The organism is Pseudomonas sp. dw_358, from assembly GCF_018449655.1.
In the GTDB taxonomy this organism is placed as follows: Bacteria; Pseudomonadota; Gammaproteobacteria; order Pseudomonadales; family Pseudomonadaceae; genus Aquipseudomonas.
Genome location: NZ_JAAVUX010000008.1, coordinates 89,627 through 111,966, shown reverse-complemented (window position 1 = coordinate 111,966; position 22,340 = coordinate 89,627). Strand labels below are relative to the sequence as shown.

General features: G+C 62.7%; 18 protein-coding genes. 10 read left to right on the top strand and 8 right to left on the bottom strand.

Going from position 1 to position 22,340, the window contains the following annotated elements:
* Positions 1-40: 40 nt before the first annotated feature.
* The gene (locus HB675_RS14045; protein WP_213878931.1) at positions 41-1,027 is read right to left on the bottom strand and encodes an aminotransferase class IV; all 987 of its coding nucleotides are present in this window, start codon (positions 1,025-1,027) and stop codon (positions 41-43) included.
* Between the two features lie 229 nt (positions 1,028-1,256).
* On the opposite strand from HB675_RS14045, the gene HB675_RS14040 reads away from it, so the two are divergent.
* The 3 genes from HB675_RS14040 to HB675_RS14030 all read left to right on the top strand — a co-directional run bounded on the left by HB675_RS14040 (position 1,257) and on the right by HB675_RS14030 (position 4,073).
* Positions 1,257-2,165 carry an NAD(P)-binding domain-containing protein gene (locus tag HB675_RS14040; protein WP_345945769.1) on the top strand — a complete coding sequence of 303 codons (909 nt, stop codon included), beginning with the start codon at positions 1,257-1,259 and terminating at the stop codon, positions 2,163-2,165.
* A 133-nt stretch (positions 2,166-2,298) separates the two neighbouring features.
* Positions 2,299-2,499, top strand: coding sequence for a hypothetical protein (locus HB675_RS14035; protein ID WP_213878929.1), 201 nt, complete (start codon positions 2,299-2,301; stop codon positions 2,497-2,499).
* Positions 2,500-2,597: 98 nt separating this feature from the next.
* Complete coding sequence (locus HB675_RS14030) at positions 2,598-4,073, top strand: cytosine permease (protein WP_213878928.1); 1,476 nt, start codon at positions 2,598-2,600, stop codon at positions 4,071-4,073.
* Positions 4,074-4,093: 20 nt separating this feature from the next.
* Here HB675_RS14030 and HB675_RS14025 read toward each other — a convergent pair whose 3' ends face one another.
* Positions 4,094-5,203 carry an AraC family transcriptional regulator gene (locus tag HB675_RS14025; RefSeq protein ID WP_213878927.1) on the bottom strand — a complete coding sequence of 370 codons (1,110 nt, stop codon included), beginning with the start codon at positions 5,201-5,203 and terminating at the stop codon, positions 4,094-4,096.
* Between the two features lie 393 nt (positions 5,204-5,596).
* Here HB675_RS14025 and HB675_RS14020 point away from each other — a divergent pair, with 393 nt between their 5' ends.
* From HB675_RS14020 to HB675_RS14000, 5 genes are all read left to right on the top strand, one after another.
* The gene (locus HB675_RS14020) at positions 5,597-7,132 is read left to right on the top strand and encodes an APC family permease (protein WP_213878926.1); all 1,536 of its coding nucleotides are present in this window, start codon (positions 5,597-5,599) and stop codon (positions 7,130-7,132) included.
* 190 nt (positions 7,133-7,322) lie between these two features.
* Positions 7,323-7,964: a TetR/AcrR family transcriptional regulator gene (locus HB675_RS14015; protein WP_213878925.1), complete on the top strand. Its 642-nt coding sequence runs from the start codon at positions 7,323-7,325 to the stop codon at positions 7,962-7,964.
* Positions 7,965-8,063: 99 nt separating this feature from the next.
* Positions 8,064-9,092, top strand: coding sequence for an AraC family transcriptional regulator (locus tag HB675_RS14010; protein WP_213878924.1), 1,029 nt, complete (start codon positions 8,064-8,066; stop codon positions 9,090-9,092).
* A gap of 143 nt (positions 9,093-9,235) precedes the next feature.
* The gene (locus HB675_RS14005; RefSeq protein WP_213878923.1) at positions 9,236-10,540 is read left to right on the top strand and encodes an alginate export family protein; all 1,305 of its coding nucleotides are present in this window, start codon (positions 9,236-9,238) and stop codon (positions 10,538-10,540) included.
* A gap of 162 nt (positions 10,541-10,702) precedes the next feature.
* Positions 10,703-11,596, top strand: a complete 894-nt coding sequence (locus HB675_RS14000) for a phytanoyl-CoA dioxygenase family protein (RefSeq protein ID WP_213878922.1) — start codon at positions 10,703-10,705, stop codon at positions 11,594-11,596.
* A 247-nt stretch (positions 11,597-11,843) separates the two neighbouring features.
* On the opposite strand, the gene HB675_RS13995 is transcribed toward HB675_RS14000, so the two are convergent.
* A complete protein-coding gene (locus tag HB675_RS13995; protein WP_218626556.1) occupies positions 11,844-12,890 on the bottom strand; it encodes an alpha/beta fold hydrolase in 1,047 nt (348 codons plus the stop codon).
* A 59-nt stretch (positions 12,891-12,949) separates the two neighbouring features.
* Positions 12,950-14,593, bottom strand: coding sequence for an NAD(P)/FAD-dependent oxidoreductase (locus HB675_RS13990; protein ID WP_213878921.1), 1,644 nt, complete (start codon positions 14,591-14,593; stop codon positions 12,950-12,952).
* Between the two features lie 316 nt (positions 14,594-14,909).
* Between HB675_RS13990 and HB675_RS13985 the strand changes: the two genes are divergently transcribed.
* Positions 14,910-16,253 (top strand): allantoin permease, encoded by a 1,344-nt coding sequence (locus HB675_RS13985; RefSeq protein ID WP_256737540.1) that lies wholly within the window; start codon positions 14,910-14,912, stop codon positions 16,251-16,253.
* Positions 16,254-16,365: 112 nt separating this feature from the next.
* On the opposite strand, the gene HB675_RS13980 is transcribed toward HB675_RS13985, so the two are convergent.
* From HB675_RS13980 to HB675_RS13965, 4 genes are all read right to left on the bottom strand, one after another.
* Positions 16,366-17,382 carry an Ldh family oxidoreductase gene (locus tag HB675_RS13980; protein WP_213878920.1) on the bottom strand — a complete coding sequence of 339 codons (1,017 nt, stop codon included), beginning with the start codon at positions 17,380-17,382 and terminating at the stop codon, positions 16,366-16,368.
* Positions 17,383-17,403: 21 nt separating this feature from the next.
* The gene (locus HB675_RS13975) at positions 17,404-18,978 is read right to left on the bottom strand and encodes an aldehyde dehydrogenase (NADP(+)) (RefSeq protein WP_213878919.1); all 1,575 of its coding nucleotides are present in this window, start codon (positions 18,976-18,978) and stop codon (positions 17,404-17,406) included.
* A gap of 84 nt (positions 18,979-19,062) precedes the next feature.
* On the bottom strand, positions 19,063-19,959 hold the full coding sequence (locus tag HB675_RS13970; protein ID WP_213878918.1) for a dihydrodipicolinate synthase family protein: 897 nt from the start codon (positions 19,957-19,959) through the stop codon (positions 19,063-19,065).
* Between the two features lie 201 nt (positions 19,960-20,160).
* Positions 20,161-21,453: an MFS transporter gene (locus HB675_RS13965; RefSeq protein ID WP_213878917.1), complete on the bottom strand. Its 1,293-nt coding sequence runs from the start codon at positions 21,451-21,453 to the stop codon at positions 20,161-20,163.
* An 84-nt stretch (positions 21,454-21,537) separates the two neighbouring features.
* Here HB675_RS13965 and HB675_RS13960 point away from each other — a divergent pair, with 84 nt between their 5' ends.
* Positions 21,538-22,272, top strand: coding sequence for a GntR family transcriptional regulator (locus tag HB675_RS13960; protein WP_256737539.1), 735 nt, complete (start codon positions 21,538-21,540; stop codon positions 22,270-22,272).
* The last annotated feature ends 68 nt before the right edge of the window (positions 22,273-22,340 follow it).

The window sequence follows — 22,340 nt, the reverse complement described above, 5'->3', positions numbered from 1 at the left end:
AAATGACGCGGCGGCCCATTACGGCCGCCGCACACGAGACTCAGACAGTCGCCGGTTTGCTGTAGTCGACCGCGGTGCCCAGCCAGCCGTCCCAACGCTTGGTCCAGTACAGGTCATGCAGTTCACTGGTCTTGCTGCCCGGGCCGGCCTGGCCGCCGAGGACTCGGTCGTCGACGCTGTTGATCGGCATCACGCCACCCGCGGTGGAGGTCAGGAACGCTTCGTCGGCGTTGAGCAGTTGCTCGACGTGGACACGCTCGACGCGCACCGGCAGGCCGACTTCTGCGGCCAGTTCCAGGGTGGTCTTGCGGGTGATGCCTTCCAGGCAACCGGAGTCCGGGGTGAACAGCACGCCGTCCTTGATCAGGAAGATGTTCGAGCCAGGGGCTTCGGTGAGGTAGCCGTCGGCGTCGCACAGCACCGACCATTCTTTCTGCGCGGCCTGGGCTTCGAACAGCGACAGCTTGAGGTCCATCCAGTGAAAGTTCTTGGCGGTCGGGTCCACGGCTTTTGGCGGGATGCGGATGAACAGTTTGCTGACCATGACATCAATGCCGCGTGTGCGCTGTTCGTCGTCGGAGATGAACACATAAGGCACGACGAAGGCGTAGAAGCGGTTTTCGTAAGCGTGGGGGTTGATGCGGTCGTTGCCGTCAGGCATGAAGCCACGGGTCACGGCCCACCACACGTAGGCTTCCTTGGTACCGGCCTGCTTGACCAGGTTTTCGAGGATTTCGACGGTCTGGGCCTTGGTGTAGGGATTGGTCAGCTGGAATTTCTGGCACGCGCTTTCGAAGCGCTCCAGGTGATCTTCGAGGCGGAAGAAATAGCCCTTGCTGACACTGACCACGTCGTAGCAGGCGTCGGCCTGGGTGAAGCCCAGGTCGGCCATCGGGATCGCCGCGTTGTCCAGGTCTACGTAGGTGCCATGGATGAACGCCGAGCCGTGGCCGTACTTGGGGTCGTGGGCAACCCGAACGTGCGCCGGGTCGTTCAACATGATGTGGTCAGCCTTGATGATGCTCATCGGTCGCTCTCTCAACAGTGAAGTGAAGGTGGAGGGCACTTGCAGGTGCCATGGCGCTCATCTTAGAAGGGCGGGCGCCTGGGCCAACAGGTGAGCTGGGGCCAACTTACCAAGGGGATGCGGCCAGTGTGCGCAGTGCCGGTGGTTGTCCCGCCAGGGTCACTTAGTTGGCCTCTAATCACCTTTTGTCCCAGGGCCGCGATGCCTAGAGTTTCGGCAACCCGGCGCGATGACGCCGATGCACACCACCGAAATAGGAACCGGCATGAAACATTCGAACGTGACGTTCATTGGTCTGGGGCAGATGGGCGCGGCACTGGTACCGCCATTCATTAGTGCCGGTGTGAAGGCCACCGTGTGGAACCGCTCGCCAGCCAAGGCCGAACCCCTGGTGGCGCAGGGGGCCGTGGCGGCGACCAGCTTTGTCGAAGCGATCAAGGCGTCAGACCTGATCATCGTCTGCCTGGCCGATTACGACACCAGCAATGCGTTGTTTCAACAGGACGAGATCACCCTGCTGCTCAAGGGCAAGACCGTGGTGCAGTTCACCACAGGCGACGCCCGGCAGGCGCAGGCGAGTGCCCAGTGGGCGGCAGAAATCGGCGTACAGTACCTGGACGGCGCGATCATGGATTACCCGACCCAGGTCGGCCTGCCCGAATGCATGCTGCTGCTCTCCGGGCCCGAAGCGGTCTGGAACAGCTGCAGCGAGGAAATGAAGCTGCTGGGTGGGCGCATGACCTACGTCGGTGCCAAGGCCGGCTCGGCCAACGTGCTGGATGGCTGCCTGCTGACGATGTACTACGGCAACACCTTCGCCCTGATGCAGGCCGCCGCGATGCTGCAGGCCGAGAAGCTCGACATCAAGGACCTGGGCACGGCCTTGGGCGCCTTCAAACCGGTCATCGACAGTACCTGCGCGCGCACCATAAGCGCCATTGATCGCAATGATTTCAGCGGTAACGAAGCTTCGATCCAGGTGCACAAGCTGGGCGTACAGTCCCTGCTGGGCCGGGCCAAAGGGGCGGGCGTGGAAAGCCGCTTGCTGCAACTGTTCACCGACTTCGTGGAAAAAACGGCCGCCAATGGCCGCGAGGCCGATGAGCTGACGTCGGTGTATACCTTGTTCAAGCCCTGATAGGTCATCATGCAGGACCGAGCTTGCTTGGGAAAAAGGCCCCCGCAGTGTGTCTGTCACAGGGTGTCGCCGTTTTCCCGAGCAAGCTCGGTCCTGCATGATCACTGAGGTTCATTTTTTTCCAGGAGGCCCCATGCCCGCCGATCACTCACTGCTCTTCGACGAAAACCTCGGCGATCTCGACCGCGACCTGGTCAACAGCCTGATTGCCCTGGAGTCAGCCGAAAACCAGGCCGATGAAACCCGCCTGCCCGGCGGCTCGATTGTGTTCACCGGCGCCGCTTGGTTCATCGTCGGCATGCTGCTCTGGGTGGCCGCTGCCTTGTACCTCTGAGGCATCGGCAAAAAATTGACCGCCGCGCACCTGTTGGCGGTCGTGAGCTGGTTCATACTTCCCGGCTGTTTTTTCGACTGTAGAAAGTGGGGAAGTTCATGAGTCAAGCGCAAGAGGAGCCCAGCGCGGTCACTTCACGTGAAGCGTTGGCCGGGCGTCTGCCGATCCGCGGCAGTGATCGCTTGTACAGCAATTTCGGCAGCCTGCTGGCCGCCTGCATGGCCATCGGCGCGGCCAGTTTCAATTATCTTTTCGGCGCGTCCATTGCCTACATCGGCAACACCCGGATCGGTATCCTAGGCTATGTCATCGGCCTGATCGTCGGCCTGGCGCCGGTGTACATGGCCGCCGGGATGGTCTGTTTTCGGCATGGCGTCGACCCGGTCGATGCCGCCAAAAGCTCCATGGGCACACGGGGCTCGGCGTTGCTGCTGTGTCTGTTGCTGGTGACCACCCTGGGCTGGTCATTCGTGCTGATCGCCATGACCGGCCAGGCGGCAGGCCGTCTGCAGCAGGTGCTGTTCAACCCCGGTGGCCAGATCGGCAACGGCTTCGTGACCCTGGTCTCGGTGCTGATGCTGGCACTGGTCTGGGCCCTGTTGCGCAAGGGGCCAGCGATGATTGCGCGGCTGACGCGCTTCACTTCCCCGGCGATTCTGATCATCGCCTGCATCCTGCTGTACTTGATCACCCGTGACACCAGCCTCTCCAGCCTGCTGGCCACTAACGTCGATCCCAAGCAAGCCTATGCCAGCGACCCCTTGCTGCAACTGGCCTATGGCGTCGAGTTCGGTGCGTCCAATGCCATGACCGGCGTGCCGTTCTTCGGTGGCATCGCGCGCCTGATCCACAAGCGCCGGCACCTGATCAGCCCTTCGCTGCTGGGTTCCGGATTGATTGGCGCCGGCTTCACCTCCACCGTCGGCGCGCTGGCGGCCATTGCCACTGGCTCCACGGAACCGGCTGAATGGGTGGTCAAGACCGCCGGTAACGGTTTTGGCTCGGTGATCGTGGTGGTGCTGTTGCTGGCGAACCTGGGCACGCTGACGAGTTTCTTCTACTTCGCCGGGGTGGCAGTGCAGCAGGTGCGGGTCTTCGCGCGCATGCGCTGGGAGATGATTGTGCTGATCCTGTTGTCGCCCGGGTTGATCGTGGCGATGAACACCCAGTGGTTGATCGCCCATGTCATGAACTGGCTGGCCTACAACAGCGCGATGTTCATCGGCATCGCCGCGGTGATGCTCACCGACTACCTGTTGCTGCGCCGCCAGCGTGTGCTCCCGGCCCATTTGTTCGTCAAGGACGGGCAGGGCGCTTACTGGTTCTGGGGCGGGGTCAATTGGGTGGCCATGGCGGTCATTGTGCTGGGCCTGGTGGTCTACCTGATGCTGTTCGACCCGCTGACCCTGCAGGTCGGGCCCAGCTTTCGCTACGTCGGTGCCACCCTGCCGACCTTGGCCCTGTGCATCCTCGCCTACTATCTGGCCATGCGCCTGGTGATCGCCCGCAGCGAGCACGGCGGCTACCGCAACGTCGAGCAGTGGGCGCGCAAGAAGGTCAGGGTCGGGCTGTGAGCCGTTTGCCGGCCCGCGCTTCAGGCGTGGGCTGAGAGGCGCGCGGCGCGGCTGGCCTGGGGCAACGTGAAGGCCGCTGGCAGGCTCCAGTCGGTGTCACGGTTCTGTGAGCGAAAAGCCCGCGGCGCGGTACCGGTCCAGCGTTTGAAGGCGTGGCGAAAGTTGGCCGCATCGCTGTAGCTGAGCTTTTCGGAAATCGCTTCGGTGGTCAGCGGGGTGTCGAGCAAGTACCGAATCGCCAGCTTCTTGCGCACGTCTTCCAGGATCTGGTTGTAGGAGTTGCCGGTGACTTCCAGCTTGCGTCGCAGGGTGCGGGGCGACAGGTGCAGGCGCGAGGCGACTTCCGGCAGGGCCGGGATACGGTCGGGCGAGGCCAATAGCATTTTCTGGATCTGGTAGCACAGGTCATAGCGCTGGCTGAGTTCCTGCAACTGCGTCACGCATTGGGTGCGGCAGGACTGGTGGGTCATGGCGTGAGACTGTGGCAGTGGCGCATCGGCACATTGGCCGTCGATGACGATGCAGGTGTACAGGCAGTTGACCTGGGTGGGCACGCCCAGCACCTCGCTCATCCGGCGCGCGTCGGCCGGGTCGGCGTTGATGTTCAGGCGCACTTCCCGGGCCTTGAATCCATGGCCGAGCATGTCGCCCAGCAGGGTGAGGATCTTCGCGGTTTCCAGCAGGGTGCAGAAATACTTGTCGGCGCCGACCAGGGCGAAGTTTTCCTGCAGGTGCACGGCAGCAGTGGCGCCATCCACTTCCAGGTGCAGACGATGCTTGAGGTTGACCAGCAGCGAGAAGTGATTGGCCGTGGCCAGGGCCTCGCGCAGGGTCGGGCTGCTCAACAGGGTGAAGCCAAGCATGCCATAGGCGGTCAGGTGCATTTGCTGGCCAATGCGCAGGGCCAGCAGCGGGTCCTGGCGCCCTTGGCAGCAGCCGGTGAGGGCACCCAGCCATTGGGTCAGGGACAGCCGCGAGGTGCCATCCTGAGCGGCTCGCCAGAGCGCGTCCTGGGCCACCGGGTCATCCAGCCACGCCTCACTGCCCTGGGCTGCGATCAGCGCCTGCAACTCGGCGGTGGAAAAGATCGGGTCTTCCGCGGTAATGGGTGAAGCGTGCACAGATACCATGATGACGGCCCTCATCGGCTAGCCCTTGAGCACCAGTACAGAGAGCAGTTGCGTCTCTGGCTGGAACGTGACGGTTAACTCGGTTATGGCAGGCCGGGGTCTTGGTAACGGTGCATCGACAGGATGCGAGGTGCCTCGAATGTTTTAGTGAGGTCGTGCGACCTATAAGACACGGTCGGATGACCTAAGTCAAGATTTCTATGCCGCCGTCGAGGTTTCTCGTCAGCCGCCATGCCGATCCCCCAAAATGACCCTTCCTAACCTGTTTCATAAATCACCCAAACTCTAACTTTGGCGCCATGCAGGTTTGCGCCTGCACTCAGGCATCGCCGAATGGACGGGAGGTTCTCGTCAGGTTCGGACCCACAGAGCGATCAACAGAAGGGCTACCGGGTGAGTACTACAAACGACCTCTCCAAACTCAAGGCGGGGCTGACGGCGGATCACGTCAGTCAGGCCTTTTCTCCAGTCGCCGGTGCGCGGCTCGATGGCGGGGCATTGCCGCCGGTCGAAAACGCTCCCGGGCTTGAAGGCGACATGGGCCTGTTCCGGTTGATGGGCGCGGTGATGGCCTTTGCCGCGCCGCTGGTGACCGTGGCCGGCTATATCTCAATCGTGGTGCTGTTCGGCGGCGTCGGTGCACCGGCCATTTACCTGGCTGCGCTGGTGTTGGTGGCGATCTTCGCCGCCGGCTTCACGGCCATGAGCCGCTTCCTGCCCAATCCGGGTGCCTACTACTCGTTCATTACCGCCGGCCTGGGCCGGGTGGTGGGCCTGGGTTCGGCGCTGCTGGCGGTGTTGACGTACCTGGTGATGTCGGCCTGTACCTACACTTTCTTTGGTATCTCGGCCTCGACCCTGGTGGCCCAGACCCTGGGCGGCCCGGTGATCGAGTGGTACTGGTACGCCATCGGCATTTGGGCCATCGTCGCCTACTGCGGTTACCTCAAGCTCGAAGTCTCCTCGCACCTGCTGCTGATCGCCATGGTGGTGGAGCTGGTGGTGATCACGGTCTTCGACCTCGCGGTACTGATCAACGGTGGCCCCGAAGCGCGTTCGGCCATGCCGTTCACCTGGCATGCCATGACCGGCGGCCAGTTTGGCCTGGCTATGCTGTTCGCGGTGTTGTGCTTTAACGGTTTCGAAGCCACCGCCGTGTTTCGTGAAGAAACCAAGAACCCCGAACGCACCATTCCCTGGGCCACGGGCCTGGTGGTGGGCTTCATCGGCCTGTTCTATGCCGGGTCTGCCTGGGTGATGATCACCGCGTACGGCACCAGCAACGCGGTCAGCGTAGCCACCAACAACACCGTGGGCATGTTCCCGGACGCCATGGGCAAATATGTCGGGCACTTCGGCGTCAATCTGGCTGCCGTACTGGTGATCACCTCGATCTTCGCCGGCCTCCTGTGCATGCAGAACATCATGTCGCGCTACCTGTACTCGCTGGGTGTGGACGGTGCCTTGCCCAAATTCCTGTCCCGGGTTCACCCGCGCAACAAATCGCCCTACATGGGTTCGCTGGTAGCGACCATCTGCGTGGCCCTGCTGGAAATCCCGTTCATTTTCGACGGCGCCGATCCCAACACCCTGTACGCTCGTCAATCCGGTGTAGGTGCCTACGGTTACCTGCTGCTGATGCTGCTCACCAGCGTGGCCGTGGCGTTCTACTTCGTTCGCAACCCGGCCCCGGTGAAAGTCTCGGTGTGGCGCACCTTCGTCGCCCCGGTGGTGGCCGCCTTCGGCCTGGCCGTGGTGTTCTACCTTGCCGTGACCAACTTCGAGACCCTGGTGGGCGTCACTGGTGAGCCGGCCCAACTGATGCAAATGGCGGTCTGGGCCGTGCCGATCTTCGGCATGTTGCTAGCCCTGTACCTGCGGGTGAAGAAGCCCGAATCGTACCGCCGGATCGGCCGTCAGGAGCTCTGACACCCGCGCTGCAGAGGAAAAGGTCGACCGACACTGATAAATAAGGTCGGTTGACCTTGTTTTAACCAAATGATTACAATCCAAACCCTCTGATTGCCGCCCCCGAGTGTCTGGCCTGCGGCGCTGCGGTTGCGCCGTTGACCTTCTGGCAGGCATTCTGTGTCAGGGTCATCTGTTTTGGAGCAAGTGCATGTTAAGTGAAGCCTCACAGGCCGAGTCTCTGTTCGAGCGTACCGCCAGTCCTCGCGAGAAGAAGCGCGTGCAGCGAATCGAGGAGATCATCGACACGGCGGCACGAATCTTTGTTCGCGACGGCCATGCGCAGTTCTCCGCCCGCCGGGTTGCCGGTGAAATGGGCATCAGCCTGAGCAACCTCCAGCACTACTGCGGAACCACCGAGAATTTGCTGCTTTCGATGATCCGCGCCAAGATCGAGATTTTCGTCACCCAATTCGTGGCCATTGCCGAGGATCGTTCGTTGAGCCCCGAAGAGCGTCTGCTCAAGGTCATCGGTGAAGACCTGGAAGCCGCTCGCGACCCCTGGATCGCTTCCTTCTCCTTTCAGAGCTGGGCCCTGGCCGAGCACGATGAAGCCATCGGCGCACACGTCAAAATCATCTACGAGACCTTCTGCCGAGTCATCGCCAAGCTGATCCTCGAGGTGAACCCCCAGCTGACCATTGCCCGTTCCGAAGTGTTTTCGGTGCTGATTGCCTCGCAGATCGAAGGCCTGCTGTTCTACAACAAGCAGACCGGGTTGCTTGAGCGGCACTGGCAGGAAACCCTGGATACCACCCTGGCCATGTGGCTGATGATGATTCGCGCCGGCTGATACGGCCCATATCCCCCGTTTTCAGGTCATTGCTCACCTGTTGAAGACCCCACGCACCGGATTATCCTGTGCGTCGATGCCTTCCTCTGGGTGAACACCATGGCCACTTCTCGCCAACACATCGACCGTCTGGCAACCTTGCATTTCATTGCGCTGGTCAATGGTTTTGTCGCCGAGTCCGGTCACTGCACCCACAGCCTGCTGCTGGGCACCGACCTCACGGCCGAAGACTTGCACGCCGGTGAAAAGCTGATCTCGGTGGAGCAGGAGTGCATGATCCTGCGCAACGCCCTGCGCCTGACCGGTGCTGACCACCTGGGGCTGGAGCTGGGGCATCGCTGCCGGCTGGCGGCCTACGGCATCTTTGGCTTTACCTTGCTGTCGAGCCGCGACCTGCGCTCAGCCATCGAGCTGTTTTTCGAATACCCCCTCCCGCTGGGCACCGGCTTTGAGCTGGCGCTGGTGCAAGAGCAGGGCGTGGCATCGATCCAGGTCACCGCCCATTTTGACATCGATGACGAGTTGCGCGCCCTGGCCGTGGATTTTTGCCTGACCGCCTTGCAGTGCGTCATGGCCGACCTGTTGTATCAGCCGCTGCCGCTGACGGCCCTGAACATCGGCTTTACGGTGGACCCGAACACCTTGCGCTATCGCTCGTATTTCAACTGCCCTTTGAGTTTCGAGGCCACGCGTGCGACCAGCCTTTCGTTCGATGCCAAATGGTTGCAGCAGCCGCTGCCGTGCGCCAACCTCACCGCACACAACGAGATGAAGGCGCACTGTTCGGTGTTGAAGTCGCATCTGGAGAGCCCGCGGGACTTTCTCGCCAACGTGCGTTCGGCCATCTGCGCGGGTTTCGACACCTCGCTGTCGCTCAACGATGTAGCGCTGTCGATGGCCTGCTCCAGCAAGACCTTGCAGCGCCATCTGCGCGCCGCCGGCACCAGCTTCAACGAGCTGCTCAGCGAAACCCGCTACCAGCGGGCCCAGGAGTTGCTGCTGCGTCAGGTGCCGGTGGCGCGTATTGCCCAGACACTTGGCTTCAGCGAAGCGGCGGCTTTTCGCCGGGCTTTTCAGCGCTGGAGCGGGTGCACGCCGTCGCAATACCGATCGCAGGTGCGACATTGATTCAGCTTTTTTCAGGTGTCGCCTACGATCCCCTTTTTTGACCGGTTTGCGCCTTGGGCGTCCCCCCTTGACCTCCGACAATCGGCAGCAAGCGGCCAGCATCGGCCACAGCAGTTGATCATTGAAGATGGGGAGACGCAGGCATGAAAGGCAAGGTCCGTTTATTGGCGGCAAGTATCGGAGCGTTATACGCAGGTTCCAGTTTTGCACTGGACAGCTTCCAGATCGGCGACATCCTGGTTGACCCCAGCGTCACCATTGGCAGCGCCTATCTCTACAACGCCAATCAGGACTTCGGTGCCAAGACCAGCGGTCTGGGCTTGAAAACCAACCGCACGTCCAGCCGTTTCGAAGGCTTCGTGCTGCCTGGCCTGAAACTCACCGGCCCGCAGACTGCGTACGGCAGCTTCTTCGGCGGGATTTCGGCGGTGGGGGCGGTAACGCGTGGCGGCAGCGATGCAGCCGGCCTGACCCGTGACAACCCGTCCCGCGTCAGCCTGGAAACCGCCTTCGTCGGCTGGAAAAGTGGCGACCTGTTCCCAAGCCTGGGCAAGGACGCCATCACCCTGAGCGCCGGCAAGCAGAACTTCATCATCGACACCGGCTTCCTGCTGGGCGACGGCCACGCCGACCAGGGCAAGGACGGCGCTGCCTGGATCGGGCCACGTACGGCGTTCAGCAATACGTTGATCGCCACCTTGAACACCGGCAAGCTGCACGCCGACTTGTTCGACCTGCGCGCCAACGAAGATGTCGACTACCTGGATTACCACGAGCACCTGCGCATGCGCGGTGCCAACGTTGAGTGGCGCGACACCCTGGGCACCCTGGGCGCCACCTACTACCACGCGATCGATGCCGACAACCCGGCCCGCGATGGGCTCAACGTCTACGACGTGCGTGCCAAAGGCACACCGATCGCGGCTTTGCCCCAGGTCAGCCTGGCCGGTGAGTACGCCTGGCAAGAAGGCGGTGACACCCATAAACACGGGCGCGGCTGGTATGCCCAGGCCAACTATGCGTTCACGGACGTAAGCTGGACGCCGACCCTGACCTACCGGCGCACCGAGTATTCGCCCAACTACGACCCGATGGCCTACGGCTACGGCGGCGAATACGGCACCTGGTACCAGGGTGAAATCGTCGGCGAGTACATGCTGTTCAACACCAACGAAAACATCGACATGCTGCGTCTGGCTGTCACTCCGGTCAAAGAGCTGCAGGTGGGCCTGATGGGCTACCGCTTCGAACTGGCCAAGGCCCCTGAGGGCGTGACCAGCCGTGACTTCGCCAAGGAAGCCGACCTGTACGTGAACTGGGCCATCACGCCAGCGCTGACCCTGAGCACGGTCTACGGTGTGGCGCTGCCGGGCGCCGGTGCCAAGCAGATGTACGGTGACAACACCAACTCCAACCTGTGGGAAACCCTGGTGACCTGGACCTTTTGATCCGCTTCGGCCGCCGCGTCCTGCGGTGGCCGAAATTCACCTGTTAGTGTCTGGCGCCAACCTGTGCCGCCTCCAGTTCCCGTCTTATATTCCCCTCGCACATTCGCTCCCCGGTGCGTCGTGATGCACCGCTTTTGCCCATCGATCCGCGAGGTACCCAATATGTCCAAGCCTTCTCTTGTCACCCTGCCGAACACGGCGTCCGTCGAGCAAGTGGTTGAAGTCATCGAACGCGACGGCGGCGTGATCATTGCCGACTTCATGACAGGGACGGCGTTCGAAGAGCTCAAGCAGCAGATTGACGCGGCGCTGGACACGTCCAGCTTCGGGCATGAGAACTTTTTCGTCGGCACCTCGACCCGCCGCGCCAGCCGCCTGTTTGCGCGCTGCAGCCGCATGGTCGATGTGGTCCTGCACCCGCTGTACCTGGGCGCGGCCGGGAAAATCCTGCAAAAGCCGGTGTCGGTCTGGTTTGGCCAGGAACGCACCACCGTAACGCCGCAGATCCAGATCGGCATGACCCAGGCCATCCAGATCCACCCAGGCCAGGGCAAGCAACCGTTGCACCGTGACGACACCAGCTTCCTCTGGCGCCACCCCCAATACGGCCGCGAAGCGCGGCTGCAGATCATGCTGGCGGTGACCGAGTTCAGCGAAGCCACGGGCGCAACCAAAGTCATCCCCGGCAGCCACAAGTGGGATGACGAACGTTGCCCGCAACCTGAGGAGGCCGCGGATGCCTTGATGGCCCCCGGTTCGGCCATGCTGTTCATCGGTTCCACCTACCACGGCGGCGGTACCAACACCAGTGACCAGCCGCGCACCGGCCTGACCATGGCCATTGACCTGGGCTGCGTGCGCCAGGAAGAGAACCAGTACCTGTCGGTGCCGTTCGACACCCTCAAGGGCTTGCCGGAACAAGTCCAACGTTTGCTGGGTTGGGACGCGGGCGAAAACTTCATGGGCTGGGTCGAACAGGGCGGCAAGATGGTCAGCCCGCATACCCATTTGCAGTCCGATGATGTGTTGCGTTCGTTGGGGTTGATCGGCGCCTGATCGTCACAGTCGGGCGATGGCCGTCATGCGAGCTACCTGACATGCACAAAAAAAGGCGCCCGAAGGCGCCTTGAAGAAAACACCCGAACCAAGGGCAAGCCAGGTGTACCGTGCTGGCGGGTGGAGCGGTGGTAAGGCGCAACGCCGGCACGGCCTCGACCGCAATCGAGCAGGGTCATTCTACTGCCCTGCAAGTGCCGGGACAGGTGCACGCTGGCCATTGTCCCGGGGTCGCGCGGCCAATCCTTCATTCGTCCAACAATGCCCGCAGCGCCTCATCGACCTGCGCCAGCCACTGGGCATCCATTGCAAACAGCCCCAGATGACCATAAGGACAGCTCAGGGCCTGGTAATGGGCGCCTTTGATCAAGCGCGCATCGGCCTCGCAGGCCGCAGGCGGGAAATACAGGTCCTGCTGGATCGGCAGCACCAGGGTCCTGGCCGTGATCCGCGCCAGGGCCGCCGGCAGGTCGCCGTTGCACAGGTGTCCGGCATCGGCCGTGCGCCATTTCTCCAGTTGCGTGATCAGCGCATTGGGGTCCATGGGGGCAAAGTACGGGGTCATGAAACCCTCGACGAAGGCGGCCACGCTGTTGAAGCCCAGTGCCCGGTAATGCTGCTGCTCGAAGAACGCCGGGCTCAGGCCGTGCAGGGTCATCAGGCGGGCGTGTTGCACAAGGCCGGCACTCAGGTCCGAGGCGCTCCTATAGTCCCCGGCGCAGAATGCCGGATCACTGCGCAAGCTGTGCAGGATCGCCTCGGCGATGAGCTGGTTGACCTCGCTGGTACGCGCCGTACCGGCAATGGCGGCCAGCCGACGGACCCTGGCGGGAAAACGCACCGCCCACTCATAGGCTTGCTGCGCCCCCATGGAGCCGCCCATGACCAGGGCCAGTTGGTTCACACCAAACACCTCGGTGACCAGCCGCTCTTGCGCGCTGACATCATCGGCTACCGCAATCGCCGGAAAGCGTCCGCGGGCCTGAGGTTCGGCGGTGTTATGGGGGGAGCTGGAGAGGCCGCTGCCCAACTGGTTGACGATGATGATGAAATATTTTTCCGGGTCGATCGGGCGGCCGCTGCCGACGAACACATCATGAATGATCCGGCTGGTGCCCGAATACCAGGTCGGGATCAGAATGGCGTTGTCTTTCGCGGCATTGAGCTGACCGTAGGTGGCCACGGCCAGTTCACAGTCGCGCAGGGTCTGTCCCGAGATCAGAAGCAGGTCACCGAGCGCATAATGCTCGTAGGGGCCGTGATTCTGCGGGTTGTAATAGGCATGCACCGGCATGGAAGAGCCCTCTGGGCACAAAGGTGGCAGTCACGCCGGCGCCTGGGCCGGCGTTCGGGTCAGAGGATGCGAAAATCCGCGTAGCCTTGGGCGGCCACCGCGTCACAGTGTTCGCGGTAGACGTTGACGCCACCGGCATAGGCCAAGAGGCGCTTGGGCTTGCCGTCGACGTTGGCGCCGGTGTACCAGGAGCGGGTCTTGGCCAGCAGCGAGGTGGCGGCCATCTCGTCGTGGTGGGCGACCCAGCGGTCCTGCTGCTCCTGAGTCGGCTCGACAGTGACGCGGTGGTTTTTCTCCAGGAACAGGATGCAGTCGGTGATCCATTCCACCTGATGCTGCAGACAGGTTGGCGCATTGCATAGCGCTGCGCCGGGAGAGAGCGGGGCAGCGGTGAGGAACAAGTTGGGGAATTTATGCACCATCATGCCCAGTGTGGTGCGCAGGTCCCTGGACCACTCGTCACGCAGCAATTGCCGGTCTCTGCCGCGGATATCGATCTGGGTCAGGGCCCCGGTGGAGGCGTCGAAACCGGTGGCGAGGATCAGCACATCCAGTTCATGCACCTGGCCGTCGGCGGTCTGCACGCCCTGGGCGACAATGCGTTCGATGGGCGCGGCCTTGATGTCGACGATCTGCACGTTGGGCCGCAGGAAGGTCTCCAGGTAGCCCGTGTCCAATGGCACGCGGCGCGTGCCGAAGCCGTAGCCGGTAGGTACCAGCTGCTGGATCAATGCGGGGTCCTTGATGCGCTCGCTCATCTTCTCCCGGACGAAGGCGGAGACCTCGTCGTTCACCGCCTGATCGTTGAATATCTCGCCGTAGGACCCCGCCCAGAGCGCCAGTGAACCGTCATCCCAGAGCGTTTCGAGGACTTCGCGGCGTGCCTGCGGGCTGGCGTCGTGGTAGCTGCCGTACCTGAAGTCGAAGTCAAAGCCGACGAAACTGTTGCGCACCGCTGTCTTGATGTCCTGAAACCTGGCCTTGAAGTCGGCGCGCTGCGCGTTGCTGTACACCCGGTTGCGCATCGGGATGGTGTAGGGCGCCGTGCGCTGGAACACCGTCAGCGATTGCACCTGCGGGGCAATGGTCTGGATGACCTGAATGCCGGTGGCACCGGTGCCGACCACGCCGACCCGCTTGCCAGTGAAGTCCACCGGTTGTCGGGGCCAGCGGGCTGTGTGGTAAACCTCGCCGGCAAAGTTGTCTTCCCCTTCGAACAGGTTCTTCAGCGGCGTGGACAGGGTGCCGGCGCAGGAGATCAGGTACTTGGCGTCAAGGCGGCTACCGGTGTCGGTCTGGATCTGCCAGCGCTGGCAAGTCTCGTCGAAGTCGCAGGACAGCACCCGGGTGGAAAAGCGGATGTCCTTGCGCAGTTCAAAGCGGTCGGCGACGAAGTTCAGGTAGCGCTCGGTCTCGGGTTGAGCGGGGAAACGTTCGCTCCAGTCCCAGGCATCGTTCAAGGCTTCGCTAAACCAGTACTGGTAGACATGGCTGGGCGAATCGACTCTGGCGCCGGGGTAGCGGTTCCAATACCAGGTTCCGCCGACACTGCTGCCGGCATCGATGGCGATGACCTTGAGCCCGGCTCCGCGCAGACGGTAGAGCTGGTAAAGGCCGCCGATGCCGGCGCCGATGATGACTGCGTCATAGCGCTGGGGTGCGGACACGCCGGGCGTGCCAGCGGGGGTTTCTGGGTTGTTCATACGTCCTCCAGGTATTGTTTTTATAGTCGGCGAATCGTTGTTCATGGCCGGGGCCGGCGAGGCAAATGGCGGGCCGACGGGTACTACGCTATCGAGCCGCTGCGGGCATAAACAGGTGCGCCACGGCCAACACCCTGGTGTTTAGATGCTCGATGAATCAGCCGCAGCTTTGGCAACGAGTACGGGGTCGCGCCCAGCCTCCAGCGCAACGCCGAGGCCGGTTGACGGCAGGCAGTCTCACAGTAAATTAGATGAATGACCGTTCATTAATATAAGCTGTGCACTGACCGTCATTCACCGCACTGGAGCAACCCTCATGGCCCACCTGTCGTCCTCAAGTAGCGATCCCGGCAACCTCCCCGACGCCGGCGGCGTGCCCGATGTCGCCCGCATGCGCCCGCTGGCCCTGACCATGGCCTGGTGGGCCATTTGCAGTGGCATGTTCTATATCGTCATCGGCGCCACCCTGGCTTTGACCTACGGCGCACGCAATGCGCTGATCGGCATGGCGCTGTCGGTGGTGTCCTACGCTCTGGTCAACGGCATCGTCAGCCGGTACGCGATCAGGACCGGCCTGTCGGTGGCGACCTTTTCCCGCCTGTTGTTCGGCAGCGCTGGCGCGGCGCTGGCCACCTTGATTCTGTTCGTCACGGCGATCTACTACGCGATGTTCGAAGGATCGGTGATCGCAGCGGCCCTGGGTGATCTCTACCCGCAGATTTCCTTCGGCTGGGCGGCATTGATCGTGGTGCTGTACAGCGTGCCGCTGGTGTTCGGTGGCGTGCAGAAGTGGCTGGACAAGTTCAACGGGGTGCTTCTGCCGTTCTACCTGGTGGGGCTGCTGGTGGCGGTGCTGCTGACCACCCGTGAGTACGGGTTCAACAGCGCCTGGCTGGATTTCGGTCCCAAGGGCGCGGTGCCGGCCTACGGTTGGTGGTCGTGCTTTGTGTTCTACATGGGCATCTGGGGCCTGATGATGTCGACCTTCGACTTCGCCTGTTACGGGCGCAAGGCCGATGCAGGCTTCCACGGGCATTTCACCTTTGGTGCGCCGTTCTATCTGGTGACCTTCCTGCTCAACGGCGCGGCCGGCATCTACATCGTCAGCACCACCGCCGACCTGGGCTCCTTGACCGAGATGTCGGTGGTCAAGGCGCTGCTCAAACTGATGGGGGTGTGGGGGCTGTTGTTCGTCTGGGTCACCCAGACGCGGATCAACACCGCCAACTATTACCTGGCCATGGTCAACATGCAGGCGTTCAGTCGCCAGGCCCTTAAATTCAACGCGCCGCGGTACGTCTTTGCCATTCTGGTGGGCGTGGCGGTGTATGCCTTGATGATGGCAGACGTTACTTCGAAGATTCTTCAGGCGCTGGCCTGGCAGGGTGTATTCATTGTGGCGTGGGTGGGCGTGGCGGTGGCGCACATTACCTCGGCCCAGGGGCGGGTGGCGACACAAGTGTCGGTGCAGGCTCTGAGTATTCCAGCCTGGGATCGTCCGGGCCTGGCAGCCTGGGTGGTGGGAGCGGCGGCGGGGGTGGTCTGTCTCTATGTTCCCAGCCTGACCGCGTTTTCGGCTCCGGTGAGTTTTGCCGTGGCCTTCGTGGCGTATCGGCTGGTGGGGGTAGGGCGACACATGCCGGTCAGCGCGACCGCGTAACCTGATGAGTGCGCCTCATACCCTTGTAGGAGCGCGAAGCCCGCGATCAATGTCACACCGGTCATTCGGGTGATGCTGATCGCGGGCTCCTGCGGGGGATGACACCCAAGCCTCAATCCAGCAGCTTTTGCACATCCGCGAACACGTCGGCCGGGATCCGTACACCGTCGCGCATGCTGCGCTCACGGGCCTCGAAACGCCGTTGGGACGGCAGCCGGGCCCCTTGATTTGTGATCGCCTCGAACATCGCCTCGGCGCTCTGTTGGCCCGTTTCCAGTGCGTCACCAAGAAACGCCTTGGGGTCAAAGGCAATGATCAGTTCGCCGTGGCACGGCGTCGCTCCAGCGCCGCCATCGAATGCCTGGGATTGTGCGCTGGTCAGGTCGCCGATCAGTGAACCCGCCAGCAGTTCGATCATGGCCGACAGGGCCGAGCCCTTGTAGCCACCGAAGGTCTGCATGGCACCCTTGAGGGCTGCCTGGGCATTTTCGGTGGGCGTTCCGTGCTCATCAATGGCCCAATGCGCCGGAATCGGCTTGCCCTGTCGCGCGTGCAATTCGATATCGCCACGGGCAATGGCGCTGGTGGCGAAATCGAACACAAAGGGATTGCCGGTTGGCCGGGGCCAGGCAAATGCCAGCGGGTTGGTGCCGAACACCGGCTTGTGGCCGCCCGCGGGCGCGACCCAGCTGTGGCTGGGCGTCATGGCCAACCCTACCAGTCCTTCGGCGGCGATGGCCTCGACTTCCGGCCACAGCGCCGAAAAATGAAAGCAGTTGTGGATAACCATCGCCGCCAGGCCATTGGCCCGGGCTTTCTCCAGCAGTCTCGGCAGACCGCTTTCGAAACCTAGCAATGAATAGCCGTAATGGGCATCCACGCTGACGATGCCCGAAGCCAGCTCTCCTACCGTGGGCAGGACCGTCGGGTTGACCTTGCCACTTCGCAAGGTGCGCACGCAGACCAACAGCCGGTAGACGCCATGGGACTGGCATTCATCGCGCTGGCCTTGAGTGATGACCCTGGCGATGGCTTCGGCGTGAGGCAGGGCCATGCCGTGATGGGTCAGTACCTCGCAGGCGAGTTCATGCACCTGCGCCAGGGAAAGGGTGACATAAGCGTCGGTCATGCTGGGCTCCTTGTGGCGAGGTCAGCGGGCGAGGGTCCCGTCGATCCGTTGCGGGACCGCCCAGGGGTTATGGTCGGCGAGGGCGGGTGGCAGCAGCTCGGGTAGGAAGTTCTGGTACGCCACCGGGCGCAGGAACCGCTCAATGGCTAGGCTACCGACCGAGGTGGTGCGCGTGTCGGAGGTGGCGGGGAAGGGCCCGCCATGGAGCATGGCATGGCCCACCTCCACGCCGGTGCCGAAACCGTCGAGCAAGAGGCGCCCGGCTTTTTTTTCCAGCGTCGGCAACAGCGCTCCCAGTGTGAAGCGGTCCTGGGCCGCAGCGTGCACCGCGATCGTGAGTTGGCCTTCGAGGGTTTCGAGCACCTTGAGCAGGGCCGTTTCGTCCGGGCAGCGAACGATCAGCGAGGCAGCGCCGAAGACTTCTTCGCGCAGGACCGGCTGGCCCAGAAAATCCGCTGCCGAGGTCGCGAACAAGGCGGCCTGGGCTTGCAGCGGCTCGCCGGCCTGGCCCGTGCCCAGGGTCTCTACTGTCGATTGTGCCTTCAACCTGGCGATGCCGGAACGATAGCTCTGGTTGATCCCGGGGGTCAGCATCGTGGCGGCGGGGACGTCGGCCAGTGCTTGCGCTGCGGCGCGCTCGAACTCACGTAGCGGCGCACCGTCCACGGCCAATACCAGGCCCGGGTTGGTACAGAACTGCCCGGCGCCCAGGGTCAGGGCGGCGACAAAATCCGCAGCAATGGCTTCAGCCCGCGTGCTCAGCGCATGGGGCAGCAGCACCACCGGGTTGATCGAGCTCATTTCGGCATACACCGGGATGGGCTCTTCCCGAGCAGCAGCGATGTTCATCAAGGCCACGCCACCGCTACGCGAACCGGTGAAGCCCACGGCTTTGATCCGCCGGTCAGCTACCAAGGTCTGGCCCACGGTGCGCCCCGAGTCGAACAACAGGGAAAACACCCCTTCGGGGAGCTTGCAGTCACGCACCCCCTGGGCAATGGCCTGCCCCACCAGTTCTGAAGTGCCGGGATGGGCCGAATGCGCCTTGACGATCACCGGGCAGCCGGCGGCCAGGGCCGAGGCGGTATCGCCACCGGCCACGGAAAATGCCAAGGGGAAATTGGACGCGCCGAACACCGCCACCGGACCGATTGCGATCCGCTGCAAGCGCAGGTCGACGCGAGGCAGTGGGGTCCGCTCAGGTTGCGCAGGATCAATACGCGCATCGAGAAAAGTGCCGTCGCGCAGCACGGCGGCGAACAATCGTAATTGACCGACCGTGCGCCCGCGCTCGCCCTCCAGGCGGCTACGGGGCAGTCCGGTTTCGCGCATGCAGCGCTCGATAAGCGGGTCACCCAATGCCAGGATGTTGAGGGCGATGGTCTCAAGAAAGTGCGCCCGGTCTTGCGGGCGGGTCACACGGTACAAGTCAAAAGCGCTGTCGGCCAGCGCGCAGGCGACGTCAAGATCGCCCAGCGTCGCGCCGCCGAAGGCCGGTGGCAGCGCTGCACCCGTGGCGGCGTCGAGAGCCAGAATCTCGCCATTTTTTCCAGGGACTTGCGACTGGCCAATCTGAAGCTGACCGGTAATAGACATGCGCAACCTCGTGCAGGAAAGGTAAAGCCCCCGGCAGGCCAGGCGATCGGCGTGGCACTGGCGAGGGCTTCGAGGGGGGGCGGGTTATTGACGGGCCGCGAGTGCGTCGATGGCTTTGCGTACGGTGCTGATCACGTATTCACGCTCTTCGCCCACCAGGGCCAGGCGCGGTGCGCGAGTCCATTCAGGTGCGCCGTACACCAGGTTTTCCGCCAGCTTGATGTACTGGACGAGCTTGACGTGCACGTCCAGGTGAAAGGACGGCGTGAGGATCTGGTACAGCTCACGGGCCTGGGCGTATTGCTCGTCGCCGGTCAGGTTGAAGAGCTCGACGCATTGGGCCGGCCAGACGTTGGTCATGCCCGACACCCAGCCGGTCACACCCAGGGCTCGGCTTTCGACGATCAGGTCATCGACGCCACAGAACACGCTGAAGCGATCGCCGAAGGCAATGTACAGATCGGTCACGCGGCGCACATCGCCGGTTTCTTCCTTGATGCAGACGATCTGCGGCGTATCGACCAGCTCCTTGAGAATCGCCGGGGTGCAATCCACGCCGTAAGCGATCGGGTTGTTGTAGATCATGATCGGCAGGTCGCTGGCGCTGGCGATGCCTTTGTACCACTCGACGGTTTCGCGATCGTCGGTCTTGTAGCCCAGGCTCGGGAACACCATCAGGCCCTGTGCGCCGAAGCTCTGATAAAGCGCGGCGTGTTTCTTGGCGCTTTCCAGGGTGATTTCGGCCAGGCCCGACAGCACGGGTACACGGCCGGCCGCGACTTCCACTGCGGCACGGATCACGGCTTCGCGCTCCTGCAGGGACAGCGAGGCGTTCTCGCCTAGCATGGGCAGGACGATGACGCCCGAAACGCCGTTGGTGATCAAGCGGTCGATGCTGGCCTGCGTAGCCTTGAGATCGACTTTACCGTCCAGGGTCAGTTTGGTGGTGACTGCAGGGAAAACGCCTTTCCAGATTGCCATGTTGGGTGCCTCGGAGGGGGGTTGATCGGTTAGTGTCTACTGTATCCAATCTACAATTGAACATTGAAGCTGTCTAGTCCTGGATTCAGAAAAAATCTGCATCCTAGGCACGAAAACGGGGCGGGAAACTAAGGAATGACCTTTTATGGATCATGGATCTCAGATTCATGATCCTTGTACGCGAAAATAAAGGGTCGGTTATTACGCAGGACTCAGCTGCGCAACCGTCTGGCTGCGGGACACCGCGAGGATCGACAGCAGGGCGCAGATCACGATGTACACCGCAATCGAACTCCACAGGCCGCCAGATTCGCGCAGCAACCAGGTCGCGATCAGCGGCGCCGTGCCGCCGGCCACGGCCGCTCCGATCTGCGAGCCCAGGGTGACGCCGGTGTAGCGCACCTCGGTGCTGAACAGATGAGCCATGATCGAGCCGATGGTGGCCACGATCGGCGCCCAGATCAGTCCGACCGCGATCACCGTGGCGGCGATGATGCCCCAGGTGGTGCCGGTGTCGAGCAGCATGAAATAAGGCGCCGCGAACAACGCCATCAACAGGCTGCCCGTCAGGTACACGCGCTTTGCACCAACGCGATCGGCGAGCAGACCCATGAGCGGAATGGCCGCGCAGGTCACGACGGCGGCGAGGGTGATCGAGTTCAGCACGGTGATGCGGCTGAACGACAAGGTCCCGGTGGCATAGCTGACGATGAAGGTGGTGAAGACGTAGAAGGGGGCTGTCTCGACGACCTTGGCGCCGGTGGCCACCAGCACCGCCCGCCAGTGGTGCTTGAGGGTTTCGACGATGGGCGCTTTCTCCACCCGGCCCTGGCGTTTGGCGTTGGCAAACTCGGGGGTCTCATCGATGCCCCGGCGGATCCACAAGCCGATGAACACCAGCGCTGCGCTGGCCAGGAACGGCACGCGCCAACCCCAGGCGAGGAATGCGTCATCGGGCAGGGTACCCATCACCGTCATTGCCAGGGTGGCCAGCAACATGCCCAGCGGCACGCCCATCTGCGGCACGCAGGCGTACAGGGCCTTGCGGTGGGCGGGGGCATATTCATAGGCCAGCAGCAGCGCGCCACCCCACTCGCCGGAAATGCCCAGCCCCTGAATCACCCGCAGCAGTACCAGCAGGATCGGGGCCCACACGCCAATCATGGCGTAGGTGGGCAGGCAGCCAATCAGCACGGTCGCACCGCCCATCAGGGACAACGTCAGTACCAGGGTTTTCTTGCGGCCGATGCGGTCGCCGATATGGGACAGCAGCACGCCGCCGAATGGCCGCACGAAAAAGGTCAGGGAGAAGGACAGGTAGGACAGCAGCAGGCCCACGACCGGATCGAAGGTAGGGAAGAACAGCTTGCTGAAGACCAGCGCGGCCACGGTGCCATACAGGAAATAGTCGAACCACTCGATGGCGCTGCCGGTCAGGCTGGCGATCAGTACGCGCCGGTGCATGGCGTCTTGCCTGGGATGGATGGGAGTCATGTTGAGCTTCACCTCTGCAAAGGGTCTGTGATGGACAGTCGATATGATATGATCGAATGTATACTGTATCCAATAGCATGATTGATGCCAGCTTCATCCTGGTACAACGTCCACCTTCTTGAAGTACTGCCCATGCCAAAGAGCCTGTCGTTGTCAGCGAACCACCGAATCAAACGCACGAGCCTGCCCATCGCGCTGGCGCGATCTCTGCGCGAACGCATCCTCAACGGCGAGTTCAAGGAAGGCGATGCCCTGGTCCAGGAGGCGATCGCCGCCGAGTACGATGTCAGCCGGATGCCGGTGCGCGAAGCGTTCCGTGAGCTTGAGGCCTGTGGGCTGATCAATTTGAAAGTGCACAAGGGGGCGGTGGTGACCACACTGCCTCTGGAGCAAATCGGCGAGCTGTTCGACTTGCGTGCGCTGCTGGAGTGCGAGTTGCTCAAAGTGGCCGTGCCATTGATGACCGAGGCGCACCTGCACGCCTCAAGGGTCCTGCTGGTCGAGCTGGACCAGGCCTACCACCAGCGGGACGTGGGCCGCTGGGGCGGGTTGAACTGGGCGTTTCACAAGAGTCTGTACCTGCCCGCCGCCCGCCCGCAGACGATGGCAGTGGTGCAGGGCATCAACATTCAGACCGACCGCTACATTCGTCTGCAGCTGTTGCTGACCCATGACCTGGAAGACGCCGAGAAGGAGCACCACGAGATGCTCCAATTGTGCGAGGCCGGTGAGGTCGCCAAGGTCGTGGACATCATGCGCAGCCACATCCTGCACGCCCGCCGGCAGCTGTTGCTGGCCCTCAGTGAGCATCGCGGTTAACCGCTCGATCAATCGCCAAGTCGGCCGTAGGAGCGCGCGAAGCCCGCGATCATCGGCCCGCCTTATCG

Bases quoted from the DNA above. Each gene is read 5' to 3' on its own strand.
- HB675_RS14045 (WP_213878931.1), bottom strand. From the start codon at position 1,027: ATGAGCATCATCAAGGCTGACCACATCATGTTGAACGACCCGGCGCAC.
- HB675_RS14040 (WP_345945769.1), top strand. From the start codon at position 1,257: ATGACGCCGATGCACACCACCGAAATAGGAACCGGCATGAAACATTCG.
- HB675_RS14035 (WP_213878929.1), top strand. From the start codon at position 2,299: ATGCCCGCCGATCACTCACTGCTCTTCGACGAAAACCTCGGCGATCTC.
- HB675_RS14030 (WP_213878928.1), top strand. From the start codon at position 2,598: ATGAGTCAAGCGCAAGAGGAGCCCAGCGCGGTCACTTCACGTGAAGCG.
- HB675_RS14025 (WP_213878927.1), bottom strand. From the start codon at position 5,203: ATGGTATCTGTGCACGCTTCACCCATTACCGCGGAAGACCCGATCTTT.
- HB675_RS14015 (WP_213878925.1), top strand. From the start codon at position 7,323: ATGTTAAGTGAAGCCTCACAGGCCGAGTCTCTGTTCGAGCGTACCGCC.
- HB675_RS14010 (WP_213878924.1), top strand. From the start codon at position 8,064: ATGGCCACTTCTCGCCAACACATCGACCGTCTGGCAACCTTGCATTTC.
- HB675_RS14005 (WP_213878923.1), top strand. From the start codon at position 9,236: ATGAAAGGCAAGGTCCGTTTATTGGCGGCAAGTATCGGAGCGTTATAC.
- HB675_RS14000 (WP_213878922.1), top strand. From the start codon at position 10,703: ATGTCCAAGCCTTCTCTTGTCACCCTGCCGAACACGGCGTCCGTCGAG.
- HB675_RS13995 (WP_218626556.1), bottom strand. From the start codon at position 12,890: ATGCCGGTGCATGCCTATTACAACCCGCAGAATCACGGCCCCTACGAG.
- HB675_RS13990 (WP_213878921.1), bottom strand. From the start codon at position 14,593: ATGAACAACCCAGAAACCCCCGCTGGCACGCCCGGCGTGTCCGCACCC.
- HB675_RS13985 (WP_256737540.1), top strand. From the start codon at position 14,910: ATGGCCCACCTGTCGTCCTCAAGTAGCGATCCCGGCAACCTCCCCGAC.
- HB675_RS13980 (WP_213878920.1), bottom strand. From the start codon at position 17,382: ATGACCGACGCTTATGTCACCCTTTCCCTGGCGCAGGTGCATGAACTC.
- HB675_RS13975 (WP_213878919.1), bottom strand. From the start codon at position 18,978: ATGTCTATTACCGGTCAGCTTCAGATTGGCCAGTCGCAAGTCCCTGGA.
- HB675_RS13970 (WP_213878918.1), bottom strand. From the start codon at position 19,959: ATGGCAATCTGGAAAGGCGTTTTCCCTGCAGTCACCACCAAACTGACC.
- HB675_RS13965 (WP_213878917.1), bottom strand. From the start codon at position 21,453: ATGACTCCCATCCATCCCAGGCAAGACGCCATGCACCGGCGCGTACTG.
- HB675_RS13960 (WP_256737539.1), top strand. From the start codon at position 21,538: ATGCCAGCTTCATCCTGGTACAACGTCCACCTTCTTGAAGTACTGCCC.